Here is a 22,334-nt window from a genome sequence, read left to right as displayed (position 1 = left end):
CAATCCGGCCACCTCGCGACACTCTTCGCTTTTCACAGCCTTTCGAATCACAGCTTTCGAACCCCTCCGGTAGCAATGGAGCAGCCATGGACGCCATCTCCGTCATCAGGACCAAGCGCGACCGCGGAGAGCTGAGCGACGCTCAGATCGACTGGGTCATCGACGCCTACACCCGCGGCGACGTCGCCGACGAGCAGATGTCCGCCCTCGCCATGGCCATCCTGCTCAACGGCATGAACCTGCGGGAGATCAGCCGCTGGACCGACGCGATGATCCGCTCCGGCGTCCGGATGGACTTCTCCTCGCTGGCGCAGCCGACCAGCGACAAGCACTCCACCGGCGGTGTCGGCGACAAGATCACCCTGCCGCTCGCCCCGCTGGTCGCCGCCTGCGGCGCCGCCGTCCCGCAGCTCTCCGGCCGCGGCCTCGGCCACACCGGCGGGACCCTCGACAAGCTGGAGTCCATCCCCGGCTGGCGCGCCCTGCTCTCCAACGAGGAGATGCTCCAGGTGCTGCGCGACGCCGGCGCGGTGATCTGTGCGGCCGGCGACGGCCTCGCCCCCGCCGACAAGAAGCTGTACGCCCTGCGCGACGTCACCGGCACCGTCGAGGCGATCCCGCTGATCGCCTCCTCGATCATGTCCAAGAAGATCGCCGAGGGCACCGGCGCCCTGGTGCTGGACGTCAAGGTCGGCTCCGGCGCCTTCATGAAGAACCTCGACGACGCCCGTGAGCTGGCCCGCACCATGGTCGGCCTCGGCACCTCGGCCGGCGTCAACACCGTCGCCCTGCTCACCGACATGTCCACCCCGCTCGGCCTCACCGCGGGCAACGCGCTGGAGGTCCGCGAGTCGGTCGAGGTGCTGGCCGGCGGCGGCCCCGCCGACGTCGTCGAGCTGACCATCGCGCTGGCCCGCGAGATGCTCGCCGCGGCCGGCGTGCACGGCAAGGACCCGGCCGACGCGCTGCGCGACGGCTCCGCGATGGACCACTGGCGCCGCATGATCGCCGCCCAGGGCGGCGACGTCGACGCCCCGCTGCCCGTCGCCCGCGAGCAGCACGTCATCACCGCCCCGGCCTCGGGCGTCCTCACCACGCTGGACGCGTACGCCGTCGGCGTCTGCGCCTGGCGCCTCGGCGCGGGCCGCGCCCGCAAGGAGGACCCGGTGCAGGCCGGCGCCGGCGTCGAGATGCACGCCAAGCCCGGCGACACCGTGGTGGCCGGCCAGCCCCTGCTGACCCTGCACACCGACACCCCCGAGCGCTACGACTACGCCGTCGAGGCGCTCGCCGGCGGCATCGAGGTCGCCCCGGCCGGCACGCCGTTCACCCCGAACCCGATCGTGCTGGACCGTATTGCGTGAGCCGCACGTCTGCTCACGTACGCCTGATCAGGCGTACGTGAGCAGACCGCTGGTGTCGAGGGTCCACGGGCCGACGGTGACGGTGTCGCCGAAGGCGAACTCCTTGCGCGAGGTGTAGCCGGGCTCCGAGTGCACGATGCCGGTGCCGGTCCGGGGGTCGACGATCAGGTAGAACGGGATGCCCATGGCCGCGTAGTCGCGGACCTTGTTGCGGTAGTCGTTCTCGGGATTGGACTTCGAGACGATCTCGACGACCAGCAGGACCTCGTGCGGCAGGAGCGCGGGCTGGTCGCCTTCGAGGACCTTCTCGGAGAACACCATCAGGTCGGGATTCCGCAGTCGGCCGAGCCCGGCGTCCTCCAGGTCGGCACCACCGTGAGCGATGTGGCCGGGATGCGTCTGCGGGAGCTGGGCGTTCAGCTGCCGGGCGATGCGGATGACGGCGAGCTCGTGCCGCTTGACCGGCGACGCCGTCACCACGATCGCGCCGTCGGCGATCTCGACCTTCCCGATCCCCGGTACCTGTGGAAGCCGGTCCGCGATCTCGCGCAACCGGGCGTACGCGGCAGGGTCGATGCTCACGGCCCGGAGCGTACCGGCGGCCGCCGACAGCCGGGGCGTTCGTCACCCGGCGGCGGCGAGGGTGATCTTGAGGAACTCGTCCGGCGCCTCGCGGACCAGGTCGTGGCCGACGGGGAGGGTGTGGACGGTCCAGGCGGGGTCGTTGCGGACGCGGGCGACCGTCTCCAGGAACGGGGTGTCCGGGAAGCGCTCGGCGTGGATGTAGGTGCGGCGGGTGACGGCGTCGGCCGCACCGGTGAGGGTGACCGGCTGGAACAGGCTGGCCAGCGGGTGGACGGTGGCGCGCGGGTCGAGGAACGGGCTGAGGCCGACCACGGTGGAGCCGTCGCCCGCGGCGGCGCCGGCCAGGTAGCGCTGCTTCCAGACCTCGTTGACGATCTGGTAGGCCGACTCGCCGTCACGCGGGACGAAGGCGTCGGCGTAGACCAGCGCCCCGATCCGCTCCGGCGCCCGGTCGGCCACCCCGGAGGCGACCATCCCTCCGTAGCTGTGCCCGACCAGTACGACGTCGGTGAGCTGCTCGGCCTCCAGCGTCCCCAGCACGTCCTGGATGTGCGTGTCCAGGTTGACCGCCGCGTTGTTCAGGTGCCCGCGCTCGCTCACCCCGGTCAGCGTCAGCGGGTACACCTCGTGCCCGGCGGCCCGCAGGCCGTCGGTGAGCGGCCGGTACCACCAGGCGCCGTGCAGCATGCCGGGGATGAGAACGAAGGTCGCCATGGTGCTTTCCTCTGGTCGGGCCGGCGGGACGAGGGGAACGCTATGGCGGATACCTGACACCCTGCGTCAGGTATCCGCCGTGAGGTGCGGTCAGTGGGCGGCCCGGACGCCGCGGCGGGCGGTGTGGGCCTGGCGGGTGGCGTAGAGGGTGACGGCGGCGGCGAGGGTCATGGCGGTGAGGCCGACGGCGGCGGCGCCGGACCAGCCGGTGGAGTGGTAGGCGTCGGCGCCGACGGTGCCGCCGAGGCTGTTGCCCAGGTAGTAGGCGATCAGGTAGAGCGCGGAGGCCTGGGCGCGGCCCTCGGTGGCGGTGCGGCCGACGGCCGAGGAGGCGGTGGCGTGGCCGGCGAAGAAGCCGGCGGTGATCAGGACCAGGCCGAGCAGGGCGCAGACCAGCGAGCCGGCGAGGGAGAGCAGCAGGCCGGCGGCGGTCACGCCGATGGCGACGTAGAGGGCGCCGCGGCGGCCGAGGCGGCCGGAGAGGCGTCCGGCGGCGGCCGAGGTGCCGGTGCCGACCAGGTAGACCACGAAGATCGAGGCGGCGACCGACTCCGGCAGGTGGAACGGCGCGGAGACCAGGCGGTAGCCGACGGTGTTGTAGACCGCGCCGAACACGGCCATGAAGAGCAGCCCGAGCGCGTACAGCCGGGCCAGCAGCGGGTTGCGCAGGTGCCGGCCGACGGTGCGGGCGAGGGCGCGGGCGTCCACCGGGGCCGGGGTGAAGTGGCGGGCGGCGGGGATCAGCAGCCGGAAGGCGAGCGCCGCGAGCAGTGCGAGGGCGGCGGAGGCGGCCAGGCCCCAGCGCCAGCCGAAGCCGGCCGCGACCCAGCCGGAGAGCAGCCGGCCACCCATGCCGCCGATGCTGTTGCCGGCCACGTACAGGCCCATCGCGGAGGCGAGGGCGCTGGGGTGGACCTCCTCGGCGAGGTAGGCCATCGCGGTGGCGGGCAGTCCGGCGAGGGCGGCGCCCTGGAGGACGCGCAGGACGACCAGGGTGGTGAGGTCCGGGGCGAACGGCAGGGCGAGGGCGAGGGTGGAGGCGGCCAGGGTGGAGGCCGTCATCACCGCGGTGCGCCCGTACCGGTCGGAGAGCGCGCTGGCCGGGAGTAGGGCGAGGGCGAGGCCGAGGGTGGCGGCGGACGCCGTCCAGCTGGCCTGGCCGGGGGTGAGGTCGAGGTCGGCCGAGAGGACCGGCAGCAGGCCCTGGGTCGAGTAGAGCAGGACGAAGGTCGCGACACCGGCGGCGAAGAGGGCGAGGTTGGCGCGTCGGAAGGCGCGCTGCCCCGGGCGGTGGCGGTCGTCCGCGGTTGCGGTGCGGAGGGACGGCTGGGCGAGGGCATCCGGAGTGGCCACGGATGCCCCGGTACTGGAGGGCTGCATGACGTCGACGTTAGGCCCGCCCCAGCTGATGCGTCCAATGCATGATCAGCCGATAATCCATACGTCAGAGCATGAGTCGAGGTCGTCGTGGTGAAGGTGGCGCAGAGGTGACGGACGGCATGGCGGACCCCGGGCTGCCGCACCGGCTCGCCGAGTTGGGGCCGGAGGAGCCGGCCGCCCTGCTGGCGCCCCGGCTGGCCCAGTTCGCGGCGGTGGCCCGGCTGGAGCACGTGACGCAGGCGGCCGCGCTGCTGGGCGTGCCGCAGCCGACGCTGTCCCGGGCGGTGGCCCGGCTGGAGGCGGAGCTGGGCGTGGACCTGCTGGCCCGTCAGGGCCGGACGGTCCGGCTGACCCGGGCCGGGCGGCTGCTGCTGGCCTCGGTGGAGCGAGCCCTGGCCGAGGTCGAGCGCGGCGCCGAGGCGGCCCGGGCGGAGGCGGACCCGGCGGCCGGGCGGGTCGCGTTCGGCTTCCTCCACACCATGGGGACGGACGCCGTCCCGGCGCTCCTGCGGGGTTTCCGGGCGGCGCACCCGCAGGTGCGCTTCCAGCTGGTGCAGGACTACGTCGGCGCGATGCTGGAGCGGCTGCGCGCCGGCGAGCTGGACCTCTGCCTGGTCGCCCCGGTGCCCGACGACGACCCGGCGCTGGTGGCGCGGCGGCTGGACGAGCAGCGGCTGAACCTGGTCGTCCCGGCCGACCACCGGCTCGCCGGGCGGCGCCGGATCCGGCTGGCCGAGGTCGCCGAGGACCCGTTCGTCGGGCTGGAGCGCGGCTACGGGCTGCGCGCGATCACCGACGGGTTCTGCGCGGAGGCCGGCTTCGTGCCCCGGATCGCGTTCGAGGGGGAGGAGGCGGAGACGCTGCGCGGCCTGGTCGCGGCCGGGCTGGGGGTGGCGCTGCTGCCGCCCGCGCTGGTGCCGCGGCCGGGGGTGGTGGAGCTGGAGGTGGCGGCGCCGCGGACCAGGCGGGCGATCGGGCTGGCGTGGGCGGCGGGCCGGCCGCTGACCCCGCCGGTGGCGGCGTTCCGGGACTTCGTGCTGTCGCGGCGGGGGCGGTTGTTGCAGCACGACTGAGGCCTCCCGGGGGCCGCGGATCGTCCAGTCGGTGGAATTCCAGGTGCACATCGGCCGAACCGGAGTGTGGGGTGTGGCCTGTCTACGCGCGTAGGAGCTACACTCCCGCAATGGAGAACCAGATCCCTGTCACCACCGCGGGCACCGGCCCCCGGATTCCCACCCCCGACCAGATCGCCCGCGCCCCCAAGGTGCTCCTGCACGACCACCTCGACGGCGGGCTGCGCCCGGAGACCATCGTCGAGCTGGCCGCCGCGGTCGGCTACGAGGGCCTCCCCACCAAGGACCCGAAGGCACTCGGCGAGTGGTTCCGCGAGGCCGCCGACTCCGGCTCGCTGGTCCGCTACCTGGAGACCTTCGCGCACACCTGCGCCGTGATGCAGACCCGCGAGGCGCTGATCAAGGTCGCCGCCGACTGCGCCGAGGACCTGGCCGCCGACGGCGTCGTCTACGCCGAGGTCCGCTACGCCCCCGAGCAGCACCTGGAGGGCGGCCTGACCCTCGACGAGGTCGTCGAGGCCGTCCAGGAGGGCTTCCGCCTCGGCGAGGCGAACGCCCGCGCCGCCGGCCACCGCATCCGCATCGGCACCCTGATCACCGCGATGCGCCACGCCGCCCGCTCCTCCGAGATCGCCGAGCTGGCCAACCGCCACCGCGACTCGGGCGTCGTCGGCTTCGACATCGCCGGCGCCGAGGCCGGGTACCCCCCCACCCGCCACCAGGCCGCCTTCGACTACCTCAAGGGCGAGAACAACCACTTCACCATCCACGCGGGCGAGGCCTTCGGCCTGCCGTCGATCTGGGAGGCCCTGCAGTGCTGCGGCGCCGACCGGCTCGGCCACGGCGTCCGCATCGTCGACGACATCACGGTGAACGAGGACGGCAGCGTCGAGCTCGGCCGGCTGGCCGCGTACGTGCGCGACAAGCGCATCCCGCTGGAGATGTGCCCGACCTCCAACCTCCAGACGGCGGCGGCCACTTCGTACGCCGAGCACCCGATCGGGCTGCTCAGCCGACTGAAGTTCCGGGTGACGGTCAACACCGACAACCGCCTGATGAGCGGCACCAGCATGAGCCGCGAGTTCGAGCACCTGGTGGAGGCGTTCGGCTACACGCTGGGCGACATGGAGTGGTTCACGGTGAACGCGATGAAGTCGGCGTTCCTGCCGTTCGACGAGCGGCTGGCGATGATCAGCGACGTGATCAAGCCGGGCTACGCCGAGCTCAAGGCGGAGTGGCTGTTCAGCGCCGGCTCCTGAGGGCGGCGGCGTGGTCGGATGAACGCCTTTGTCCCGTAAGGGTGTTGGCGTTCATCTGACTACCCACTCGTGTGGGTTAACCGCCTTTGATCCTCGTGCGATCCAATCACTACGGTGTGCCAGTCAACGCCGACCGGCCGTGGCGGCGGAACCCGCTGCCTGCCGTGAATGTCGGCCACCGACGAGGATCCAAGGGGACGAACATGAAGCAGGCCACTCTCAAGGCCGCCGGTACCGCCGTGCTCGGCATCGCCATTGCGGCGGTCGGCGCCGGCAGCGCGTCCGCCGACCCCGCTGCGGCCGGTGGCCTCGGGCTTCCCACCGGTGCGGTGACCAACCCGGCCGTCACCGGTGCCGTCGTCGACACCGCCGGCAAGCTGCCCGGCGGTGACAAGGTGGCCGGCACCCTCGGCACCCTCACCCCGAGCGCCGGCCAGGCCGTCGCCCCGGCGGCCGATGCCGCACCCCGTGCCGCCGTCCCGAGCGTTCCCGGCCTGAGCAGCACCCCGCTCGGCGGGCTGACCCAGACCCTGCCGCTGCCCGGCCTCGGCGGCTGACCCGACCGTCGCACGGAGGGCCGTCCGCACCCCGGTGATCCCGGGGCGTGGGCGGCCCTGCGGTGTTCCGGGGCTCGCGGTGGTCCGGGGGCTCCGGTTCCGCGGGGGCGCCCGCCGCCCCCGCGGTCACGGCTCCTGGGGGAGCAGCAGCCAGAGCGCCAGGTAGATCAGGAACTGCGGGCCGGGCAGCAGGCAGGACGCCAGGAAGATGATCCGGACGGTCCACGGCGTCAGGCCGAAGCGCTCGGCGATCCCGGCGCAGACGCCGGCGATGACGCGGTGGTGACGGGGGCGGGCGAGGCGGCTCATGGCGGTCTCCCTGGTCTTCGCGCCTGGTCCGGTCCCTCCGGTCGGCGTACTTCCATGCTCCGCCGCGGCGGCCGCCGGATCCTCAGCCTGGATGGCGATCCCGTCCCGGACCTCCGTCCCCTGGAAGGCGGACGGACTCTCGGGGTTCACCTCAGGGGCGCCCCGGAGGACCGCCGCCGGAGGACCGCCGCCGTGGGAGCGCCGCTTCCGGACCGCGCGGGTTCGGCGGGAGACCGGGTCGGCCGGCGTCCGCTCCAGGCGCAGGCGCAGCCGCTTGCCTCTGCCCCTGGGGCAGAGGCAAGAGTGGGGGCGTGAACGAGGACTTGATCGGCATCGGGGAGCTCGCGGCCAGGACCGGGCTGAGCCACAAGGCGCTGCGGCTGTACGGGGACCGGGGGCTGCTGCCGCCCGCGCACGTCGACCCGCGGACCGGGTTCCGCCGCTACGGCCCGGACCAGGTCGAGCGGGCCCGGCGCATCGCGCTGCTGCGCGCCGTCGGGATGCCGCTGGCCCTGATCGCCGGGGTGCTGGACCCGGGCGGGGCCGAGTCCGTCCGGCTGCTCGACGTCTACTGGCGCAAGGAGCAGTCCGTGCACGAGGCCCGCCGGGAGGCGGTGGGCTACGCCCGAGAGGTTCTGGCCGGAAGGATTCCGCGCATGTACGAGATGGCCGAGCGCGACGTACCCGAGCAGAAGGTGCTGTTCGTCCGGCGCCACGTCACCGCCGGAGGTCTGCCGGACTTCCTCGGCGGGGCCACCGAGGCGATCTTCGACCACATGCGGTCGACCGGCGCCTGCCCGTCCGGCCCGGTCTTCACCGTGTACCACGGCCTGGTGACCGACGACTCGGACGGCCCGGTCGAGGTCTGCGTCCCGACGACGAACACGGTCGAGCCCGCGGGGCCGATCGGGGTGCGGATCGAGCCCGCGCACCGCGAGGCGTACACGGCCCTGGCGAAGAGGCCCCGGGACTTCGCGACGATGGCCGCCCTGCACGACTCGGTGCTCAGCTGGATCGCCGAGCAGGGGTACGTCCGGGTGGGCGGCTCGCGCGAGGTGTACTACCCGGACTGGGGGACGGCGGAGGAGGGCGAGCATGTGGCGGACGTCGCCGGGGTGTTCGTCCCGGCGGCCCGGCCGCCCTCGACCGCGGCGGCGACGGCGCGGGCCGCGTCGTCCGCGTCCACCCAGGACAGCGCCCGGCCCTGGTCCGCGAGTCCGGGCAGGGCGCGCCTGCGCAGCACCGGCAGCGCGGTGGTCTCGGTGACGCCCGCGCCGTAGAACATGCCGAACCTCAGGCTGACCGCCTCCAGGCCGTCGGAGGTGAAGGCGAGTTCCTCCTTGGTGCGCATCGCGCCGACGTGGCGCTCCAGCCAGGAGTTGCCCTGGACGGGGCCGAAGGCGTCGCGCTCCTCGTCGAGCGGGCGGTCGCCGTGGTCGCCGTAGCCGTAGCCGAACATCACCGACTCGACGACGATCCGGCGGGCGCCGGTCTCCCGGGCGGCGGCGATCGGGTTCGGAGTGCCGTCGGTGCGCAGCAGGTTGGTGCCGGCCATGTCCTGGTGACGCATCATCGACCTGCCCTGCAGGGCGGTGGCCGCGTGCACGACCACGTCGAAGGCGAGCCCGTCCACCGCGCGCAGCACGGCCTCGCGGTCCAGCAGGTCCGCGCGGACGGCGCTGCCCTCGCCGCGGCCGAGCCCGGCGACCTCGTGTCCCGCCGCGCGCAGCTCCCGGGTGATCTTCCGACCCAGCAGACCGCTCGCCCCCGCCAGCAGCACCTTCATGGCCGTTCCCGCTTTCCTCCGGTGCTCGGCTCCGCGTTCCGGAGTCGTCCATGGGACAGGCGGGCGGGGGTGGATGTGACACGCGCGGGAGTGAACCGGGCCACATGCCGTGGCGGGGGTGTGCGGGGAGCAGGAAGTCGGAGGGGTCGACTTCCTGAGCGGCGACCTCCTGAGCGGGGAGCGGGTGGCCGTCAGGGGAGGAACGCCACCACCGCCGCCCGGGTCAGCGTCCGGAACCGCTGCTCGCCCAGGCCGCCCGGGAAGTGGCCGCCGAGCTCCAGGCTGATCACCCCGTGGCTCGCTGCCCAGAGCGTGTCGGTGATCTCGTCGACATCGGAGCCCGCGCGCAGCACACCGGCCTCGACGGCGGCGCGGGCCGCTTCCCGCAGCACGTCCAGGCTGGTCGCGGCCGCGGCGCGGGACGCCTCGTCCGGAACGAAGCCCGGGATGGCCTCGCCGTGCATGACGCGGTAGAAGTTGGGCTCCTCCAGGGCGTTGGCGCGGTAGGCGCGGCCGATGGCGGCGAGGTACTCGCCCGGGTCCTCGCCGCGCGGCACGGCTTCGAGGCGGCGGCGCAGCCGGGCGAAGCCTTCCCGGTACAGGGCCGCCGCGATGCCCTCCTTGGCGCCGAACAGGCGGTAGAGGACGGTGGTCGAACAGTCGGCGGCGGTGGCCAGGCGGCGCATGCTCAGCGCACCCGGGCCCTCGGTGACCAGCAGGCCGGCGGCGACGTCGAGCATGGCGGCGCGCAGCGCCTCCTCGCCCCGGGCCTGGGCGCGGGCGAAGGCGCCGGTGGGTGCGTTGGCGGGCATGGGAACGATCCTCTCAGGTGGTTACTGCCGGCCGGTCGTCACTGCCAGTCCGGCAGCGGCCGGTAGACCGGCACGCCCGCCTCCTCCAGGGCCGCCCGCCGGGCGAAGTACTCGTCGCCCATCGGGTCCAGTCCGAGGAGCGGCATCGCGCTGCGCCACGTCGTCACGTCCTCCGGTGCGAGCTCGGACGCCGCCGCGAAGTGCCGCCCGGCCGCCTGTTCGTGGCCGCTTCGCAGTAGCCACAGCGCCAGCGCGGCCTCGGTGCGGGCGCGCTGCTGCTCAGGGGTGCCCGGCCGGGTCAGCCCGGCGACCGAGCCGGCGTCCAGGCCCGGGTCGCCGGTCGTCACCCACCGCCGCAGCGCGGCGAGCGCCTTCGCGGAGTCGAGGCCGCTCATGGAGCGGAAGAGGTCGGTCGCGAACTGGGTGTCGTGCGGGCGGGCGATGCGGCCCTCCTCGTCGATCCAGAGCACCGTCGGGACGTTCAGCAGCTGGTACAGGTCGGCGACCCGGCCGCCGATGTCGATCAGCGCGGGGTGCGTAGGCGCGGCCTCGGCGATCCAGGGCGCCGCGTCCTCGGTCCGGCGGTCCACCGCGACGCTCAGTACCGAGAAGTTCTCGGAGGCCAGAGCGGCGTGCTCGCGCTCCCATGCGGGGAGGTCGTAGCGGCAGCCGCACCACGAGGCCCAGAAGACGAGTGCCACCTTGCGCCCGCGCAGTGCGCCCAGGGAGTGCGTGACGCCGTTGACGTCCGGCAGTGCGAAGTCGGGTGCCACGCCGCCGATCAGGGCCGCCGACCGGTCGGCGGCCGACGCGCCGAGCGCCACCACGCCCGCGTCGGGGTCCAGTGCCACCGGCCGGCCCTGCAGCCCGGCGAAGGCGGTGACGTCCAGCATTCCGGCGTCCGGGTCCTCGATCCGCGCGATGGCGGCCGCCGGGATGCAGAGGTCGCCCCGGCACCAGCCCCGCGGCTTGCGCGTGAAGCCGAGGGTGCGTTCGACGTCCGCGAACGCGAGCCAGACGTGCGGGCCCGTGCCGTCGGCCGCGTCCCGGAGCCGGGCGTCGGTCCGGCTCTCGGCGTGGTCGTCCAGGACCGTCAGTCCGACGACGGTCCCGGTGGCGCTGCTGTTCATGGTGTTCCCCCTGGCGATAACGCTGTTATTCTTTGATAACAGCGTTATCGCCGCGGGTCAACCAGGCGGAACGCGCGGATGCAAGGCCCGGGGCGGGGCGGAGCAGGAAGTCGGAGGGGTCGACTTCCCACTTCGGGGTGGGCCGCTCGTCTCCACTTCACGCCCGCTCCGCGTCCCAATGGCCAGGTCGGCCGCCTGGGACGGTGATGAGACGCATGCACCGGCGCCGCGGTGGTTCAGGCCCTGTCCGGCGCGGTCCTAGAGTCCTCATCGTCCGTCAGGAACACACGAGCGGGGGAACCGATGAACATGAAGCGCAGGGGTGGGCGGTCGGCCGTGGTGGCGGTCACCGCGTTGGCGGCCGTGACCGGGCTGACCGGCACCGGCCACGCCGATTCGACGGGCCGCAACATCGGCTACGGCCAGCCGAACGTCCCGCAGGCGGTGGTCTGCGTCCAGCAGTTCTACAACCGCTACATCGAGGAGGGCCAGGGCGCCCTGATCCAGGTGGACGGCAAGTTCGGCCGCGAGACGGACCGGGCCGTCCGCAGGATCCAGTCCGCGGTCAACACGCGCTTCCCCGGGACCGAGCTCCAGGTGGACGGCGTCGTCGGACCCCGGACCGGGCACAGGATGATCCAGGTCCTCCGCGACGACTGGACGATCGACCGCGGCTACGCCGACCGCTGCGCCCAGTTCCTCCCGGGCTGACCCGCGCACGGGGCGGGCGGCCGCATCGCGTCACCGCCCGCGCCGCATTTTGCCTTGCGCGGACGGTGACGCGATGCCTACTCTCCCTGCAACGCGTCGAGGGAGACGAGTACCTCCGGGACCCGCGAGCCGAGAGAGCCGCCACCAGCTGTGAAGGCGGCCTCGCGTCCGGGAGGGAAGACACTCCTGAGTGCGGGGAGGAAATGCCCCGCCGGCCGGCCCCCGTCACCGGGCCAGCAACGAGGTCGCCGTCCTCCTCGGGCGGTGGCGAAGGTGCGGTGGTACCGCGAGTCCCCTTCTCGCCCGCACTTCCAAGGGATCACCACGACGCCCCCGGAGGGCCGCGATGATCCACCCGACGACCGCCCGTGTCCTGGCCGCCGGACTACCCGGCCACATCGGCGAGTCCATCGAACTCTGCGGCTGGCTGCACCGCCGCCGCGCTCTGAAGTCCGTCACCTTCCTCGTCCTGCGGGACCGCTCCGGGCTCGCCCAGGTGGTCGCCCCCGAGGGGGAGGCCGACTTCCCCGAGGAGACGGTGCTGCGGGTCCGGGGCACCGTGACCGCCAACCCCCAGGCGCCGAACGGCGTCGAGCTGACCGCCCCCACCGTCGAGGTGCTGTCCAGCCTCGCCGAGGCGCCGCCGTTCAGCCTCTACCGCCCGGACGTCCGGGCCACCCTTCCCGTCATCCTCGACGGCGCGCCCGTCACGCTGCGGCACCCGCGGCTCGCCGCCCCGCACCGGATCTCCGCCGCCTCGGTGGCCGGGTTCCGCGCGGCGCTCGACGGCCTCGGCTTCACCGAGATCCAGACGCCGAAGGTGGTCTCCTCGGTGACCGAGTCCGGTGCCAACGTGTTCGGCCTCGACTGGTTCGGCCGGCCCGCGTACCTCGCCCAGTCGCCGCAGTTCTTCAAGCAGGCCATGGTCGGCGTCTTCGAGCGCGTCTACGAGACCGGGCCGGTCTTCCGCGCCGAACCGCACGACACCGCCCGCCACCTGGCCCAGTACACCAGCCTCGACGCCGAACTCGGCTTCGTCACCGACCACCGCGAGGTGATGGCCGTCGTCCGCGAGGCCGTCGCCGGGATGCTGGAGTCGGTGAGGACCCGGGCCGCCGGCGCCGTGGAACTGCTCGGGGCGGAGCTGCCCGTCGTCCCGGCGGAGATCCCGCAGATCCACTTCGCCGACGCGATGCGGCTGCTGGGCGCCGACGAGCCGGACCTCGCACCCGCGCACGAGCGGTGGCTCGGTGAATGGGCGCTGCGCGAGCACGGCAGCGAGTTCCTCTTCGTGGTCGGCTACCCGATGCGCAAGCGGCCGTTCTACACGCACCCCGAGCCGGGCCGGCCGGAGTACTCCAACAGCTTCGACCTGCTCTTCCGCGGACTGGAGCTGGTCACCGGCGGCCAGCGGTTGCACCGGTACGAGGACTACCTCGCCGCGCTCGCCGCCCGGGGCGAGTCACCGGAGCCGTACGCCGCCTACCTGCGCTCCTTCGCCCACGGCATGCCCCCGCACGGCGGCTTCGCCCTCGGGCTGGAACGGTGGACGGCGCGGCTGACGGGGGCGGACAACGTCCGCCGCACCACGCTCTTCCCCCGGGACCTGCACCGGCTCACGCCGTGACCGGCCCGTCCGCCCGTCGCACATCCGCGACGGGCGGACGGCCGGGACCCCGGGCGGTACGGTCGCGCCCGATGCCCGCCGGGCGCGTCCGTCACCAGGGGGAGCGCGGCGCCCGGTCCGGGTTCTCCGTTCCGGCCCGGCGGATCAGACGGCCGGCGGCTGCGGGGCCTGCGGCTGAACGGGCGGCGAGGCCGGAGCCGGGGCCGGGGCCGGGGCCGGAGCAGCCGGGGCGCCCTGCGGCGGGACGGGCGCCGACTGGGCGTACGGGTTGTACTGCGCACCGGGGTGCTGCGGAGCACCCGGGTTGTACGCCGCGCCGGGGCCGAACTGCGCGTTCGGGTCGTACGGCGCGTTCGGGTTGTACGGCGCCGCGCCCGGGACCGGCTGCGGGGCGGGCGTGTTGCCGCGCGCCAGCAGCGCCTTCACCGCGTTGGCTATCAGCAGCAGCGGCAGGACGAACGCCTGGAAGAACATCCGGTACTCGCCGCCCTCGAAGACGAACGCGAGGTAGTACGCGTAGCCCGCGAACGCCATGCCGGCGAGCACGTTGACGGCGCGCCAGCCACCGCTCAGCCCACCACCGAGATTGATGGCGCCGAGGACGACCATGGCGATGCCGCTGATCGCCAGCAGGACGACATACCAGGAGAAAAGGGGTTCGGCGCTGAAGTCGAGATTCACGGAGGCATTCCTGTGGGGAGAGGGGGTGAGGAGCGACTGCTGATGGGGAACGAGTGCGCACAGTACTGGAGCCCGCCGACATTCGCCCCCGCCTTTTCATCACGGATCAATGACCGGTCCGTGCCACGGCCGTGGTTGGCTGGGCGGATGACTGACTATGAGGTCCTTCGCGTCTTCTGCGGCCCCGACGGTGCGCACGGCAACGAACTCGGCGTGGTCCGCGACGGTGCCGCCCTCCCCGGCGAGACGGACCGGTTGGCGCTCGCCCGCGAACTCGGCTTCAGCGAGACCGTCTTCGTGGACGATGCGGTGCGCGGCGCCGTCGACATCTACACGCCCAGCGTCCGCCTCCCCTTCGCCGGCCACCCGTGCGTCGGCGCGGCCTGGTTGCTCGGGGTGGACCGGCTGGTCACCGCCGCCGGCGCCGTCGGTGTGCGCCACGACGGCGAGTTCACCCGGATCTCGGCGCGCCCGGAGTGGGCGCCCGGGCGGACGACGAAGCAGTACGGCTCGGCCGCGGAGGTGGAGGCCCTGGACGTCCCGCCGCCGGGCGAGTGGATCTACGCCTGGGCCTGGCAGGACGAGGCGGCCGGCACCGTCCGGGCGCGGGCCTTCCCCGGCCGCGGCGACGGGATCGACGAGGACGAGGCCACCGGTGCCGCCGCCCTGCTGCTGACCGCCGAGCTGCGCCGCGACCTGACGATCACCCAGGGGCGCGGCTCGCAGATCGTCACGGGGCTGCGGGCCGGGGGCCTGATCGAGGTGGGCGGCAGGGTCCGCGCGGCCGGATAGCCGGGGCGGGCGCGGGCCCCGCCCCCACCCGACCTCTCCCGTTCTTCTCCCGGGACGGAAACCCCTTCACGGATGGATCACACCGTCCGATAACATGCCGTCGTTGCTCAGGGTTTGGGGGCGAAGCAGCAGCAGGGGAAATGGCGATCGGCGGCCCCTCACACCCCGGGACCCACCTTCTCCCGGGTACTGCCCGTCTTCTTCCGTGAGGTCCCATTGCGTACTCAGCACCGCAGATTCCTTGCCCTGGCCGCGGCGACCGCCGTGGCCTCCGGCACGGGCCTGGCCGCCGCCCAGGTCGCGCCCGCGGCCCCGGTGTCCGCCGGCGCGACCCAGGCCCCCGGGACCCCCCAGGCCGTCGGATCCACCCAGACCCCGGGGGCCACCCGGGCCGTCGGGACCACCCAGAACCAGAACGACCCGGTACTGATCACGCTGGACGGGTTCCCCGGCACGCTCACCGCCGGAGCCCCGGCGGTCGAGTTCACCGCCACCCTCAGGAACTCCGCCGACCACGAGGTCGCCACGCAGAGCGGGTTCACCGTGGCGGACGTCGACGCGGGGATCAGGGAGACCCAGCTCAGGCTGGAGTTCCAGGCACCCGGCAGCACGGAGTGGAGGACGCCCCGGCTCCACGCCGGCGCCAACGTCGGTGCCATGTGGGACCTGGAGGCGTTCGGCGGCGAGCCGCACCTGCCGGCGGGAGCCTCGGTCACCTACCGGCTGCGCCTCGCCGTGACCGCCGACGCCCGTGGCGGCAGGGCGAGCGCACTCTTCCGCAGCACGGTCTCGGACCCCGGGCTGCCCGCGTGGCAGCAGCCGTCCTACGCCATCAGCCCGCTCGGCTCCTTCACCATCGCCCCCGTCGGGACCCCGACCACGCCGCCCCCGGCTCCGGTCCCGGTGCCCGGTGCCCCGACGCTCGGCATGGACGGGGTGCCGGCCATGTTCACCGGGGGAGCGCCCGCCCAGCCGTTCGGGCTGACGATCGCCAACCACAGCGGCAGGGACATCCGCTTCCTCCCGCAGGTCGGGTTCCAGGGCAACGACGCGCTGACCGCGGCGACGACCCGGCTCGACTTCCAGACGCCCGGGGGCGAGTGGCTGGCCGCCACCGACGAGGGGCAGAGCGAGCCCGGCCAACTGCGGCTGACGCTCCGGGCGGGCGGCCGGGACCTCACCGTCATCGCCCTGCACGACGGCGAGTCGCGGACGGTGAACGTCCGGCTCTCCTTCACCGCGGACGTCCCGAACAGCACCGCCCAGGTGCTGTTCACCGGCTCAAGCATCCCGCTCGCACCGGGTGGTACGGAGGTCCGTCACTCGGGCCCGGCGGCCGACTTCGGCATCGCCGCCGCGGCCGCCCCCGGCAGGTCGTCCACCCCGGTGCCGCCCGCCGCCGGCCCGGCCGCCCCGGCCGGGGCCCGGTCGGAGACCCCGGCCTCGTCGGGTGCCGCGGTCGTCCCGGTGTCCCGGTCCACCGGCTCGGTGGCGGGCCCGGCGGCCGTGGCGGCCGCTCCCCAGGCCACCAAGCTCGCGTCGACCGGCGGCGGGACGAAGGCGGAGCCGATGGCGATCACCGGTGCCACCGCGGTGGCGATGGGCGTGGGCCTCCTGGTGGTGGCGGGGCGCCGGGCCACGCGGTCGTCCCGGAACTGACGGTCCCGGGGCCGTGGCACCGCGGCCCGCCGATCGAGCGCCACAGCGGGGGGAGCGTGGAGGAGCCCGAGTTCATCGTCGTGCTGACCGACGCGGGGGAGCGGCGGATCGAGGTGATCCGGGTCGTCCGCTCCCTCACCGGTCTCGGCCCCTGGCAGAGCAGCCTGCTGCTGGAGGACCTTCCGGCCACCGTCGGGGCGGGGTGCCTGCGTGACCTGGACGGCGCCCTGGCCCGGCTGCGGGAAGCGGGTGCGCACGCCACGGCGCGGTGCCGTTCGTGCGGGCGGGACGCGCCGCAGGACGGGACGCTGATCGATCCCGGGCCGTGCGACGCGTCGGCCCCGTGGGCCTCCTACTGCCCGGCGAGCCGCACACCCCCTCGGTGGGGAGTGGTGGACGGGTACTTCGTGGAACTGCCCGACGAGCCGTGACCGACGAGCCGTGACCGACGAGCGGTCACCCCCTCAGCGGTGCCGCCCCCTCAGCGGACGGGGGAGGAGACCGGCTCCGCGTAGACGGCGGCGGGCGCGGCCGGGGCCGGGCGCGGGGTCGCCGGCGGTGCGGCCGGGTGGCGGCGGGCGGCGTGGAGGGCCAGCGAACGGGAGGCGGGGACCAGGGCCAGGTGGGCGGCGGCCACGCCGACGACGGCGAACAGGATGTGGTCGACGTCGAGGACGTGCCCCGGGGTCCAGGAGGAGAGGAACTCCAGCGCGGTGGCCAGCAGGGCCGAGGCGCCGGTGGTGCGGAGGAAGGACGGCAGCCAGGGGGCCCGGAGGCGGCCGCCGGCCAGCGGGAGCAGCACGCCGAGCGGGGCCAGCAGCAGCAGTTCGCCGAGGAGCTGTCCGGCGGTGGAGAAGCGGAGCGACGCCAGCGGCGTCAGGTTGGCGTCGTAGACCCAGGCCACCGGCACCGGCCGCAGCACCAGCCAGCCGGCCAGCACCAGATGGAGGGTGAGTCCGACGAGGCCCGCCATGCGGAGGGAACGGCGGACGGCCGTCGCCGGCCCGGTCTCGGTCCGCACGCCGGAACGCTCGTCGCGTGTCCTGGTGCCATCTCGCTGCACGCGGGGAAGGACGTGAGCCGGTGGCACGGCGGTTCCACGCGAGGAGTGAACATTCCGGTGCACGCCCGCGAGCCCGGCCGCGCCGGTCACCGGCAGGTCGCGGACGCCGCCGCGGACGGCGTCGGCAGCGCGCTGAACGGGTTGTCAGCCGGGGCGCTGGGCGAGACGACGGCCGGCGACGGCGAGGGCTTCGTGCCCGGCTTCGGCGAGGTGTGGGCGGTGGGGGCCGTCGGGCCGGTGGGCGAGGGGGTGGACAGCGCGGTGGGTATCTGCGGCGCCGTCGGGCAGGCGGTCCGGCTGGCCGGGGCGCCCGCGTCCACCGGGACGGGGGTCGGCCGGATCCCGCAGCCCGTGGCGAGCGCGAGCATCAGCACCGCGCCGGTGGCGCAGGCGGCGGGCAGACGGAACGAACGGGCGCTCACTGCGCACTCTCCTCGGATGCGGCGGCCGGTGGAGACGGCGGGGTCAACGGCAGCGTCAGCGTGAACACCGCCCCCACCTCCCCGTTGGCGGCCGTGATCGTCCCCCCGTGGATCTGCGCGTTGGCCATCGCGATCGACAGCCCCAGCCCGCTGCCCTCCGAGCGGGCCCGCCCCTTGTCCGCCTTGTAGAACCGGTCGAAGACGTGCGGCAGCACGTCCTCGGGGATGCCGGGACCGCTGTCCGAGACCTCCACCGTGATGGCGTCCTCGGTCTCACGGACCTTCACCCGCACCGGCGAGCCGCCGTGCTTGAGCGCGTTGCCGATGAGGTTGGCGAAGACGACGTCCAGCCGGCGCGGGTCGACGACGGCCCGGACGCCGCGCGGGGCGTCCAGCTCGACGGCGTCGTACCAGGCCCGGCCGTCGATGCAGGACATGATCAGGTCGGCGATGTCCACCTCGTCGGCGACCAGCTTGGCGGTGCCGGCGTCGAAGCGGGTCACCTCCATCAGGTTCTCCACCAGGTCGGACAGGCGCCGGGTCTCACTGACCACCAGCCGCACCGCCGGTTCGATCATCGGGTCCAGCGACTCGGCCTCGTCCTCCAGGATGTCCGTGACGGCGGTCATCGCGGTGAGCGGCGTGCGCAGTTCGTGCGACATGTCGGCGACGAACCGCCGGCTCTGTGCCTCGCGTGCGCTGAGCTCCTCGACCTGCTCGTGCAGCGACTCCGCGGTGCGGTTGAACGTCCTTGCCAGATCGGCGAGTTCGTCCGAGCCGTCGACCTCCAGGCGGGTGTCCAGGTGGCCCTCGCCGAGCCGCCGGGCGGCGTCGCCGAGGCGCTTGACCGGGCGCAGCACCGTCGCCGAGGCGGCCTGGGCGAGCAGCGCCGAGCCGATCAGCGCCAGCAGGGTGGCGATGGCCAGCGACCAGCCGAGCGTGTTGAGGTCGGCCCGCTCGTTCTCCAGCGACTTGAACATGTACGCGGTCGGGCCGGTCGGCACCACCTTGGTGCCGCCGATGACGTACGGGCGGCCCTCCAGGTTCTGCCGCTGCCAGTACAGGTGGTACGCGTACGGGTTGCTCTCGGTGACGTCGCGCTGCTTGGCGACGATGTCCTGGAGCTTGGCCGGGACGTTGGCGAGCGTGTAGCGCGACGGGTCCGAGGAGGCGGTGCAGTCCGGGTGGGCGGCGTCGGTGACCACCACCTCGTAACTGAGCCCGGAGCTGGCGACGGTGGAGGCGAGCTGGGCCAGTTCGGCGCAGGTGGCGTTCAGCGGCAGCTCGGAGACGTTGCGGCTGAGCGAGACCCGGAAGTCGTTGAGCGCGGTGTCCTGGGCGCGCTTGAGCACCGCGTCCCGGTTCAGCCAGTAGGCGATGCCGGAGGCCGAGACGGCGGTGAGCAGCGCGACCGCGGCGAACACCGCGATCAGCCGCACCCGGAGGGAGCGCAGCCGTCGCCACGGGCCCGAGGAGAACCGGCGGGTCGTCGTCTGATGGTCAGTCACGGGAGCCTGTCGTCGCGTACCGGAGGATCGGTGGATCAGAGGGATATCGAGGGGAGCGGGAGGACCCGGCGGGCCGGCGCGGTCACGCCGGCGGGTCCAGCCGGTAGCCGACCCCGCGCACGGTGCGGATCAGCGTCGGCGCCGAGGGGACGTCCTCGACCTTGGCCCGCAGCCGCTGCACGCACGCGTCCACCAGCCGGGAGTCGCCGAGGTAGTCGTGCTCCCAGACCAGCCGCAGCAGCTGCTGCCGGGAGAGCGCCTGACCGGGCCGGCGGCTGAGCTCCAGCAGCAGCCGCAGCTCGGTCGGGGTGAGTTGGAGGTCCTCTCCGTCCTTGGTGACGGTCATCGCCGCGCGGTCGATCACCACGCTGCCGTACGCCGAGGAGTCCGAGCTCTCCCGCTCGCCGCGGCGCAGCACGGCCCGGATCCGGGCGTCCAGGACGCGCGGCTGCACCGGCTTGACCACGTAGTCGTCCGCACCCGACTCCAGGCCGACGACCACGTCGATGTCGTCGGACCGGGCGGTGAGCAGGATGATCGGCAGCTGGTCGGTGCGGCGGATGCGGCGGCAGACCTCGAAGCCGTCGATTCCGGGCAGCATGACGTCCAGCACGATCAGGTCCGGCCGCTGCTCCTTGAAGAGCCTCAGACCGTCCTCGCCGGAGGCGGCGGTGGCCACTTTGTGGCCCTGGCGGGTGAGGGCGAGTTCGAGGCCGGTCCGGATGGCGTCGTCGTCCTCGATCAGAAGGAGGAAAGGCACGGCCTCATTCTGGCCCACCCGGGGCGCCGAATCACCCCCCGGCCCGGACCGTCCCGTCGGCCCCCGGCCGCGCGGGAACCGGAATGTGCGCCACCGGCGTCCGTGACGGCAGGTGGGGGTGCGGGACGAAAGGCCCGCCCCTGTGACACCCCTGTGACAGTCGGCGGACAGCGCCATCACAACCGGCGGGCAGGATTTTCCATGTCGCCGCAGGACAGCGGGCCAACAGGCCGGCTGGAAGGCGGCAACAGGAACCGCTCGTACCGATCAAGGGGGCGCACGATGAACGCCATGCTTCAGGCCCGGACCAACCCGGCTGACCGCACCGCGCGTTCCTCAGCGACCACCCACCGGACCCGGTACGAGGTCAGGACCGATGAGACCTCCGGTGCCGTCACCGTACGGGGGTGCGCACACGGCACCGGTGGAAACACTGCCGCGCGCCGGGTGAGCGGCGGCGGCAGGCAGGGGGAGCTGTACGGGATCGGCCGGATGGGGAGTGCGGCCGACTCCGCCAACACCCTCACGCTGCGGGGGATCCTCCCCGTCCGCGTCGAGGGCAAGGACGCCCTGGGGGGTAACGGGGGAACCAGGGGGATCGGGGGGACCGGCCTGCGGAAGGCCGACTCGGGGGAGTCGGCCGGCCGCGAGGCCGCCGGTGCGACGCTGCTGCGACTGAACCCCGCAGCAGCCCGCACCACCGAAGCGGGACAGGGAGGCGCGCAGGGGGAGCACTCGGCCGTCGCGGAGGACCACACCAAGGAGTTCACCGCGTACGTGCGCGAGCGCCGCGCCTCCCTGTACGCCACGGCGTACCACCTCACCGGTGACCGCTACGAGGCCGAGGACCTGCTGCAGAGCGCGCTCTTCAGCACCTACCGGGCCTGGGGCCGGATCACCGACAAGGCCGCGGTCGGGGGCTACCTCCGCCGCACCATGACCAACCTGCACATCTCCGCCTGGCGGCGCCGCAAGGTCAGCGAGTACCCGACCGAGGAGCTGCCGGAGACGGCCGGCGACACCGACGCGATGGGCGGCACCGAGCTGCGCGCCGTGCTCTGGCAGGCGCTGGCCAAGCTGCCCGAGAACCAGCGGACCATGCTGGTCCTGCGGTACTACGAGGGCAAGACCGACCCGGAGATCGCCGACGTGCTCGGCATCAGCGTCGGCACGGTCAAGAGCAGCATCTGGCGCGCGCTGCGCCGGCTGCGCGACGACGAGCACCTGAACAAGTCGGGCGACACCGTCCGCGCGTTCGGCGAGCTGGTCGCGTAACGGCCGCAGGCCGTAACGGCGTACGACACATGAGGACTCCCGTCGGGGGACGGGTGAGGACGGTCACGGGACTGGTGGCGCCGGCTCGGGGGAGCGGCGCCGCCGGGGGAGTCCGACGGCCGTCCGGGAAGGCGACGGGCCCGGTGCGGGGGAGACGCACCGGGCCCGTCGTTCGTTCGTCCGTGCGTCCCGGCGGCTCAGACCGCCGACAGCTCGCGCGAGGCCGCCGCGCGGATCCGCCGGTCCGCCTCGGCGCCGGTGCACGGGTGGGCGCCCAGGCCCACCTGGCGGCCGACGATCGAGCGCTCGGCCCGCATCAGCCGCCAGCCGCGGCGCAGCAGCACCGGCAGCGACTTGCGGCCCTCGCGGACGTCCCGGCGCAGCCGGCGCCAGGCGGTGGTCAGCGCGCCGTTGCGCAGGCAGAGCGCATCGCCCAGGACGCCCTCGGCGGCGCAGTCGGAGGTGATCTCGGCGGCGAAGATGCCCTCGGCGATGAACGCGGGGGCGCCGGCCAGGTCCAGCACCCGGGTGGAGACGCGGCCGTTGTCCGGGATCGAGTACACCGGGACGTCGGCACGGCCGGTCTCGTGCAGGCTGCGGATCGCGGCGACGGCCTGGTCGCGGTGCCAGGCGAGCGGGGAGTCCCAGTCGACCACGCCGTCGGGCAGCAGCGGCAGGGTGGGGTCGTCCCCGTCCTTGTAGAAGTCGTCGAGCTGGAGCACCGGCAGGCCGCTGCGCTCGGCCAGCGAGGACTTCCCCGATCCGGAGGGCCCGGACAGCAGGACCACCCGGGCGCGGGCTATCGGCACAGGGTTCAGCGGGGAGTCACTCACGAGACACCAGTCTGACGCATCCGGGCCCGATGCC

General features: G+C 73.9%; 23 protein-coding genes and 1 pseudogene. 11 read left to right on the top strand and 13 right to left on the bottom strand.

Going from position 1 to position 22,334, the window contains the following annotated elements:
• The first annotated feature begins 86 nt into the window (after positions 1-86).
• Positions 87-1,364 carry a thymidine phosphorylase gene (locus J5Y04_RS36125; RefSeq protein ID WP_209416767.1) on the top strand — a complete coding sequence of 426 codons (1,278 nt, stop codon included), beginning with the start codon at positions 87-89 and terminating at the stop codon, positions 1,362-1,364.
• 27 nt (positions 1,365-1,391) lie between these two features.
• On the opposite strand, the gene J5Y04_RS36120 is transcribed toward J5Y04_RS36125, so the two are convergent.
• The 3 genes from J5Y04_RS36120 to J5Y04_RS36110 form a co-directional block, all read right to left on the bottom strand.
• Positions 1,392-1,946, bottom strand: a complete 555-nt coding sequence (locus J5Y04_RS36120; RefSeq protein ID WP_307853476.1) for a Uma2 family endonuclease — start codon at positions 1,944-1,946, stop codon at positions 1,392-1,394.
• Positions 1,947-1,988: 42 nt separating this feature from the next.
• A complete protein-coding gene (locus J5Y04_RS36115; RefSeq protein WP_209416766.1) occupies positions 1,989-2,663 on the bottom strand; it encodes an alpha/beta fold hydrolase in 675 nt (224 codons plus the stop codon).
• 90 nt (positions 2,664-2,753) lie between these two features.
• Positions 2,754-4,043: an MFS transporter gene (locus J5Y04_RS36110; protein WP_209416765.1), complete on the bottom strand. Its 1,290-nt coding sequence runs from the start codon at positions 4,041-4,043 to the stop codon at positions 2,754-2,756.
• A 119-nt stretch (positions 4,044-4,162) separates the two neighbouring features.
• On the opposite strand from J5Y04_RS36110, the gene J5Y04_RS36105 reads away from it, so the two are divergent.
• The 3 genes from J5Y04_RS36105 to J5Y04_RS36095 all read left to right on the top strand — a co-directional run bounded on the left by J5Y04_RS36105 (position 4,163) and on the right by J5Y04_RS36095 (position 6,932).
• Entirely contained in the window at positions 4,163-5,116 is a 954-nt protein-coding gene (locus J5Y04_RS36105) for a LysR family transcriptional regulator (protein WP_209416796.1), read from the top strand.
• 110 nt (positions 5,117-5,226) lie between these two features.
• Entirely contained in the window at positions 5,227-6,375 is a 1,149-nt protein-coding gene (locus J5Y04_RS36100) for an adenosine deaminase (RefSeq protein WP_209416764.1), read from the top strand.
• Between the two features lie 203 nt (positions 6,376-6,578).
• Complete coding sequence (locus J5Y04_RS36095) at positions 6,579-6,932, top strand: ATP-binding protein (protein ID WP_209416763.1); 354 nt, start codon at positions 6,579-6,581, stop codon at positions 6,930-6,932.
• A gap of 126 nt (positions 6,933-7,058) precedes the next feature.
• Here the strand turns inward: J5Y04_RS36095 and J5Y04_RS36090 are convergent, their stop codons facing one another.
• Positions 7,059-7,241 (bottom strand): PspC domain-containing protein, encoded by a 183-nt coding sequence (locus J5Y04_RS36090; RefSeq protein WP_209416762.1) that lies wholly within the window; start codon positions 7,239-7,241, stop codon positions 7,059-7,061.
• Between the two features lie 311 nt (positions 7,242-7,552).
• Here J5Y04_RS36090 and J5Y04_RS42485 point away from each other — a divergent pair.
• Positions 7,553-7,762 (top strand): annotated as a pseudogene (locus J5Y04_RS42485) (MerR family transcriptional regulator); the annotation flags it as partial.
• Between the two features lie 539 nt (positions 7,763-8,301).
• On the opposite strand, the gene J5Y04_RS36085 reads toward J5Y04_RS42485, so the two are convergent.
• The 3 genes from J5Y04_RS36085 to J5Y04_RS36075 form a co-directional block, all read right to left on the bottom strand.
• Positions 8,302-9,027: an NAD(P)-dependent oxidoreductase gene (locus tag J5Y04_RS36085; RefSeq protein ID WP_209416761.1), complete on the bottom strand. Its 726-nt coding sequence runs from the start codon at positions 9,025-9,027 to the stop codon at positions 8,302-8,304.
• A 191-nt stretch (positions 9,028-9,218) separates the two neighbouring features.
• Positions 9,219-9,839, bottom strand: coding sequence for a TetR/AcrR family transcriptional regulator (locus J5Y04_RS36080; RefSeq protein ID WP_209416760.1), 621 nt, complete (start codon positions 9,837-9,839; stop codon positions 9,219-9,221).
• A 38-nt stretch (positions 9,840-9,877) separates the two neighbouring features.
• A complete protein-coding gene (locus tag J5Y04_RS36075; protein ID WP_209416759.1) occupies positions 9,878-10,969 on the bottom strand; it encodes a TlpA disulfide reductase family protein in 1,092 nt (363 codons plus the stop codon).
• Between the two features lie 309 nt (positions 10,970-11,278).
• On the opposite strand from J5Y04_RS36075, the gene J5Y04_RS36070 reads away from it, so the two are divergent.
• Together J5Y04_RS36070 and aspS are read left to right on the top strand one after the other, a co-directional pair.
• Positions 11,279-11,680, top strand: a complete 402-nt coding sequence (locus J5Y04_RS36070; protein ID WP_209416758.1) for a peptidoglycan-binding protein — start codon at positions 11,279-11,281, stop codon at positions 11,678-11,680.
• Between the two features lie 346 nt (positions 11,681-12,026).
• Complete coding sequence (gene aspS, locus J5Y04_RS36065; RefSeq protein ID WP_245206155.1) at positions 12,027-13,307, top strand: aspartate--tRNA(Asn) ligase; 1,281 nt, start codon at positions 12,027-12,029, stop codon at positions 13,305-13,307.
• Between the two features lie 144 nt (positions 13,308-13,451).
• Here aspS and J5Y04_RS36060 read toward each other — a convergent pair whose 3' ends face one another.
• Positions 13,452-13,988, bottom strand: a complete 537-nt coding sequence (locus J5Y04_RS36060; protein WP_209416757.1) for a hypothetical protein — start codon at positions 13,986-13,988, stop codon at positions 13,452-13,454.
• A gap of 147 nt (positions 13,989-14,135) precedes the next feature.
• Between J5Y04_RS36060 and J5Y04_RS36055 the strand changes: the two genes are divergently transcribed.
• The 3 genes from J5Y04_RS36055 to J5Y04_RS36045 all read left to right on the top strand — a co-directional run bounded on the left by J5Y04_RS36055 (position 14,136) and on the right by J5Y04_RS36045 (position 16,870).
• Complete coding sequence (locus J5Y04_RS36055; RefSeq protein WP_209416756.1) at positions 14,136-14,780, top strand: PhzF family phenazine biosynthesis protein; 645 nt, start codon at positions 14,136-14,138, stop codon at positions 14,778-14,780.
• Positions 14,781-15,044: 264 nt separating this feature from the next.
• A complete protein-coding gene (locus J5Y04_RS36050; protein ID WP_209416755.1) occupies positions 15,045-16,439 on the top strand; it encodes a hypothetical protein in 1,395 nt (464 codons plus the stop codon).
• Positions 16,440-16,495: 56 nt separating this feature from the next.
• Positions 16,496-16,870: a ribosomal protein L7/L12 gene (locus J5Y04_RS36045; protein ID WP_209416754.1), complete on the top strand. Its 375-nt coding sequence runs from the start codon at positions 16,496-16,498 to the stop codon at positions 16,868-16,870.
• 50 nt (positions 16,871-16,920) lie between these two features.
• Here J5Y04_RS36045 and J5Y04_RS36040 read toward each other — a convergent pair whose 3' ends face one another.
• From J5Y04_RS36040 to J5Y04_RS36025, 4 genes are all read right to left on the bottom strand, one after another.
• Complete coding sequence (locus tag J5Y04_RS36040; protein WP_209416753.1) at positions 16,921-17,460, bottom strand: VanZ family protein; 540 nt, start codon at positions 17,458-17,460, stop codon at positions 16,921-16,923.
• A 128-nt stretch (positions 17,461-17,588) separates the two neighbouring features.
• The gene (locus tag J5Y04_RS36035; protein WP_209416752.1) at positions 17,589-17,924 is read right to left on the bottom strand and encodes a hypothetical protein; all 336 of its coding nucleotides are present in this window, start codon (positions 17,922-17,924) and stop codon (positions 17,589-17,591) included.
• Entirely contained in the window at positions 17,921-19,432 is a 1,512-nt protein-coding gene (locus J5Y04_RS36030) for a HAMP domain-containing sensor histidine kinase (protein WP_209416751.1), read from the bottom strand. The genes J5Y04_RS36035 and J5Y04_RS36030 overlap by 4 nt, the downstream gene beginning before the upstream one ends.
• 82 nt (positions 19,433-19,514) lie before the next feature.
• On the bottom strand, positions 19,515-20,192 hold the full coding sequence (locus J5Y04_RS36025; protein WP_148644494.1) for a response regulator transcription factor: 678 nt from the start codon (positions 20,190-20,192) through the stop codon (positions 19,515-19,517).
• Positions 20,193-20,483: 291 nt separating this feature from the next.
• Here J5Y04_RS36025 and J5Y04_RS36020 point away from each other — a divergent pair, with 291 nt between their 5' ends.
• Entirely contained in the window at positions 20,484-21,467 is a 984-nt protein-coding gene (locus J5Y04_RS36020; protein WP_374106187.1) for a SigE family RNA polymerase sigma factor, read from the top strand.
• Positions 21,468-21,664: 197 nt separating this feature from the next.
• Here J5Y04_RS36020 and J5Y04_RS36015 read toward each other — a convergent pair whose 3' ends face one another.
• Complete coding sequence (locus J5Y04_RS36015) at positions 21,665-22,300, bottom strand: ATP-binding protein (RefSeq protein ID WP_209416750.1); 636 nt, start codon at positions 22,298-22,300, stop codon at positions 21,665-21,667.
• Positions 22,301-22,334 lie beyond the last annotated feature (34 nt).

This window comes from Kitasatospora sp. RG8 (genome assembly GCF_017813315.1).
Classification (GTDB): Bacteria; Actinomycetota; Actinomycetes; order Streptomycetales; family Streptomycetaceae; genus Kitasatospora.
The sequence above is the reverse complement of the archived record's forward strand: the minus strand, read 5'-3'. Positions and strand labels throughout refer to the sequence as shown.

Coding starts and splice junctions, on each gene's coding strand:
- J5Y04_RS36125 (WP_209416767.1), top strand. CDS start 87: ATGGACGCCATCTCCGTCATCAGGACCAAGCGCGACCGCGGAGAGCTG.
- J5Y04_RS36115 (WP_209416766.1), bottom strand. CDS start 2,663: ATGGCGACCTTCGTTCTCATCCCCGGCATGCTGCACGGCGCCTGGTGG.
- J5Y04_RS36110 (WP_209416765.1), bottom strand. CDS start 4,043: ATGCAGCCCTCCAGTACCGGGGCATCCGTGGCCACTCCGGATGCCCTC.
- J5Y04_RS36105 (WP_209416796.1), top strand. CDS start 4,163: ATGGCGGACCCCGGGCTGCCGCACCGGCTCGCCGAGTTGGGGCCGGAG.
- J5Y04_RS36100 (WP_209416764.1), top strand. CDS start 5,227: ATGGAGAACCAGATCCCTGTCACCACCGCGGGCACCGGCCCCCGGATT.
- J5Y04_RS36095 (WP_209416763.1), top strand. CDS start 6,579: ATGAAGCAGGCCACTCTCAAGGCCGCCGGTACCGCCGTGCTCGGCATC.
- J5Y04_RS36090 (WP_209416762.1), bottom strand. CDS start 7,241: ATGAGCCGCCTCGCCCGCCCCCGTCACCACCGCGTCATCGCCGGCGTC.
- J5Y04_RS36085 (WP_209416761.1), bottom strand. CDS start 9,027: ATGAAGGTGCTGCTGGCGGGGGCGAGCGGTCTGCTGGGTCGGAAGATC.
- J5Y04_RS36080 (WP_209416760.1), bottom strand. CDS start 9,839: ATGCCCGCCAACGCACCCACCGGCGCCTTCGCCCGCGCCCAGGCCCGG.
- J5Y04_RS36075 (WP_209416759.1), bottom strand. CDS start 10,969: ATGAACAGCAGCGCCACCGGGACCGTCGTCGGACTGACGGTCCTGGAC.
- J5Y04_RS36070 (WP_209416758.1), top strand. CDS start 11,279: ATGAAGCGCAGGGGTGGGCGGTCGGCCGTGGTGGCGGTCACCGCGTTG.
- aspS (WP_245206155.1), top strand. CDS start 12,027: ATGATCCACCCGACGACCGCCCGTGTCCTGGCCGCCGGACTACCCGGC.
- J5Y04_RS36055 (WP_209416756.1), top strand. CDS start 14,136: ATGACTGACTATGAGGTCCTTCGCGTCTTCTGCGGCCCCGACGGTGCG.
- J5Y04_RS36020 (WP_374106187.1), top strand. CDS start 20,484: ATGCTTCAGGCCCGGACCAACCCGGCTGACCGCACCGCGCGTTCCTCA.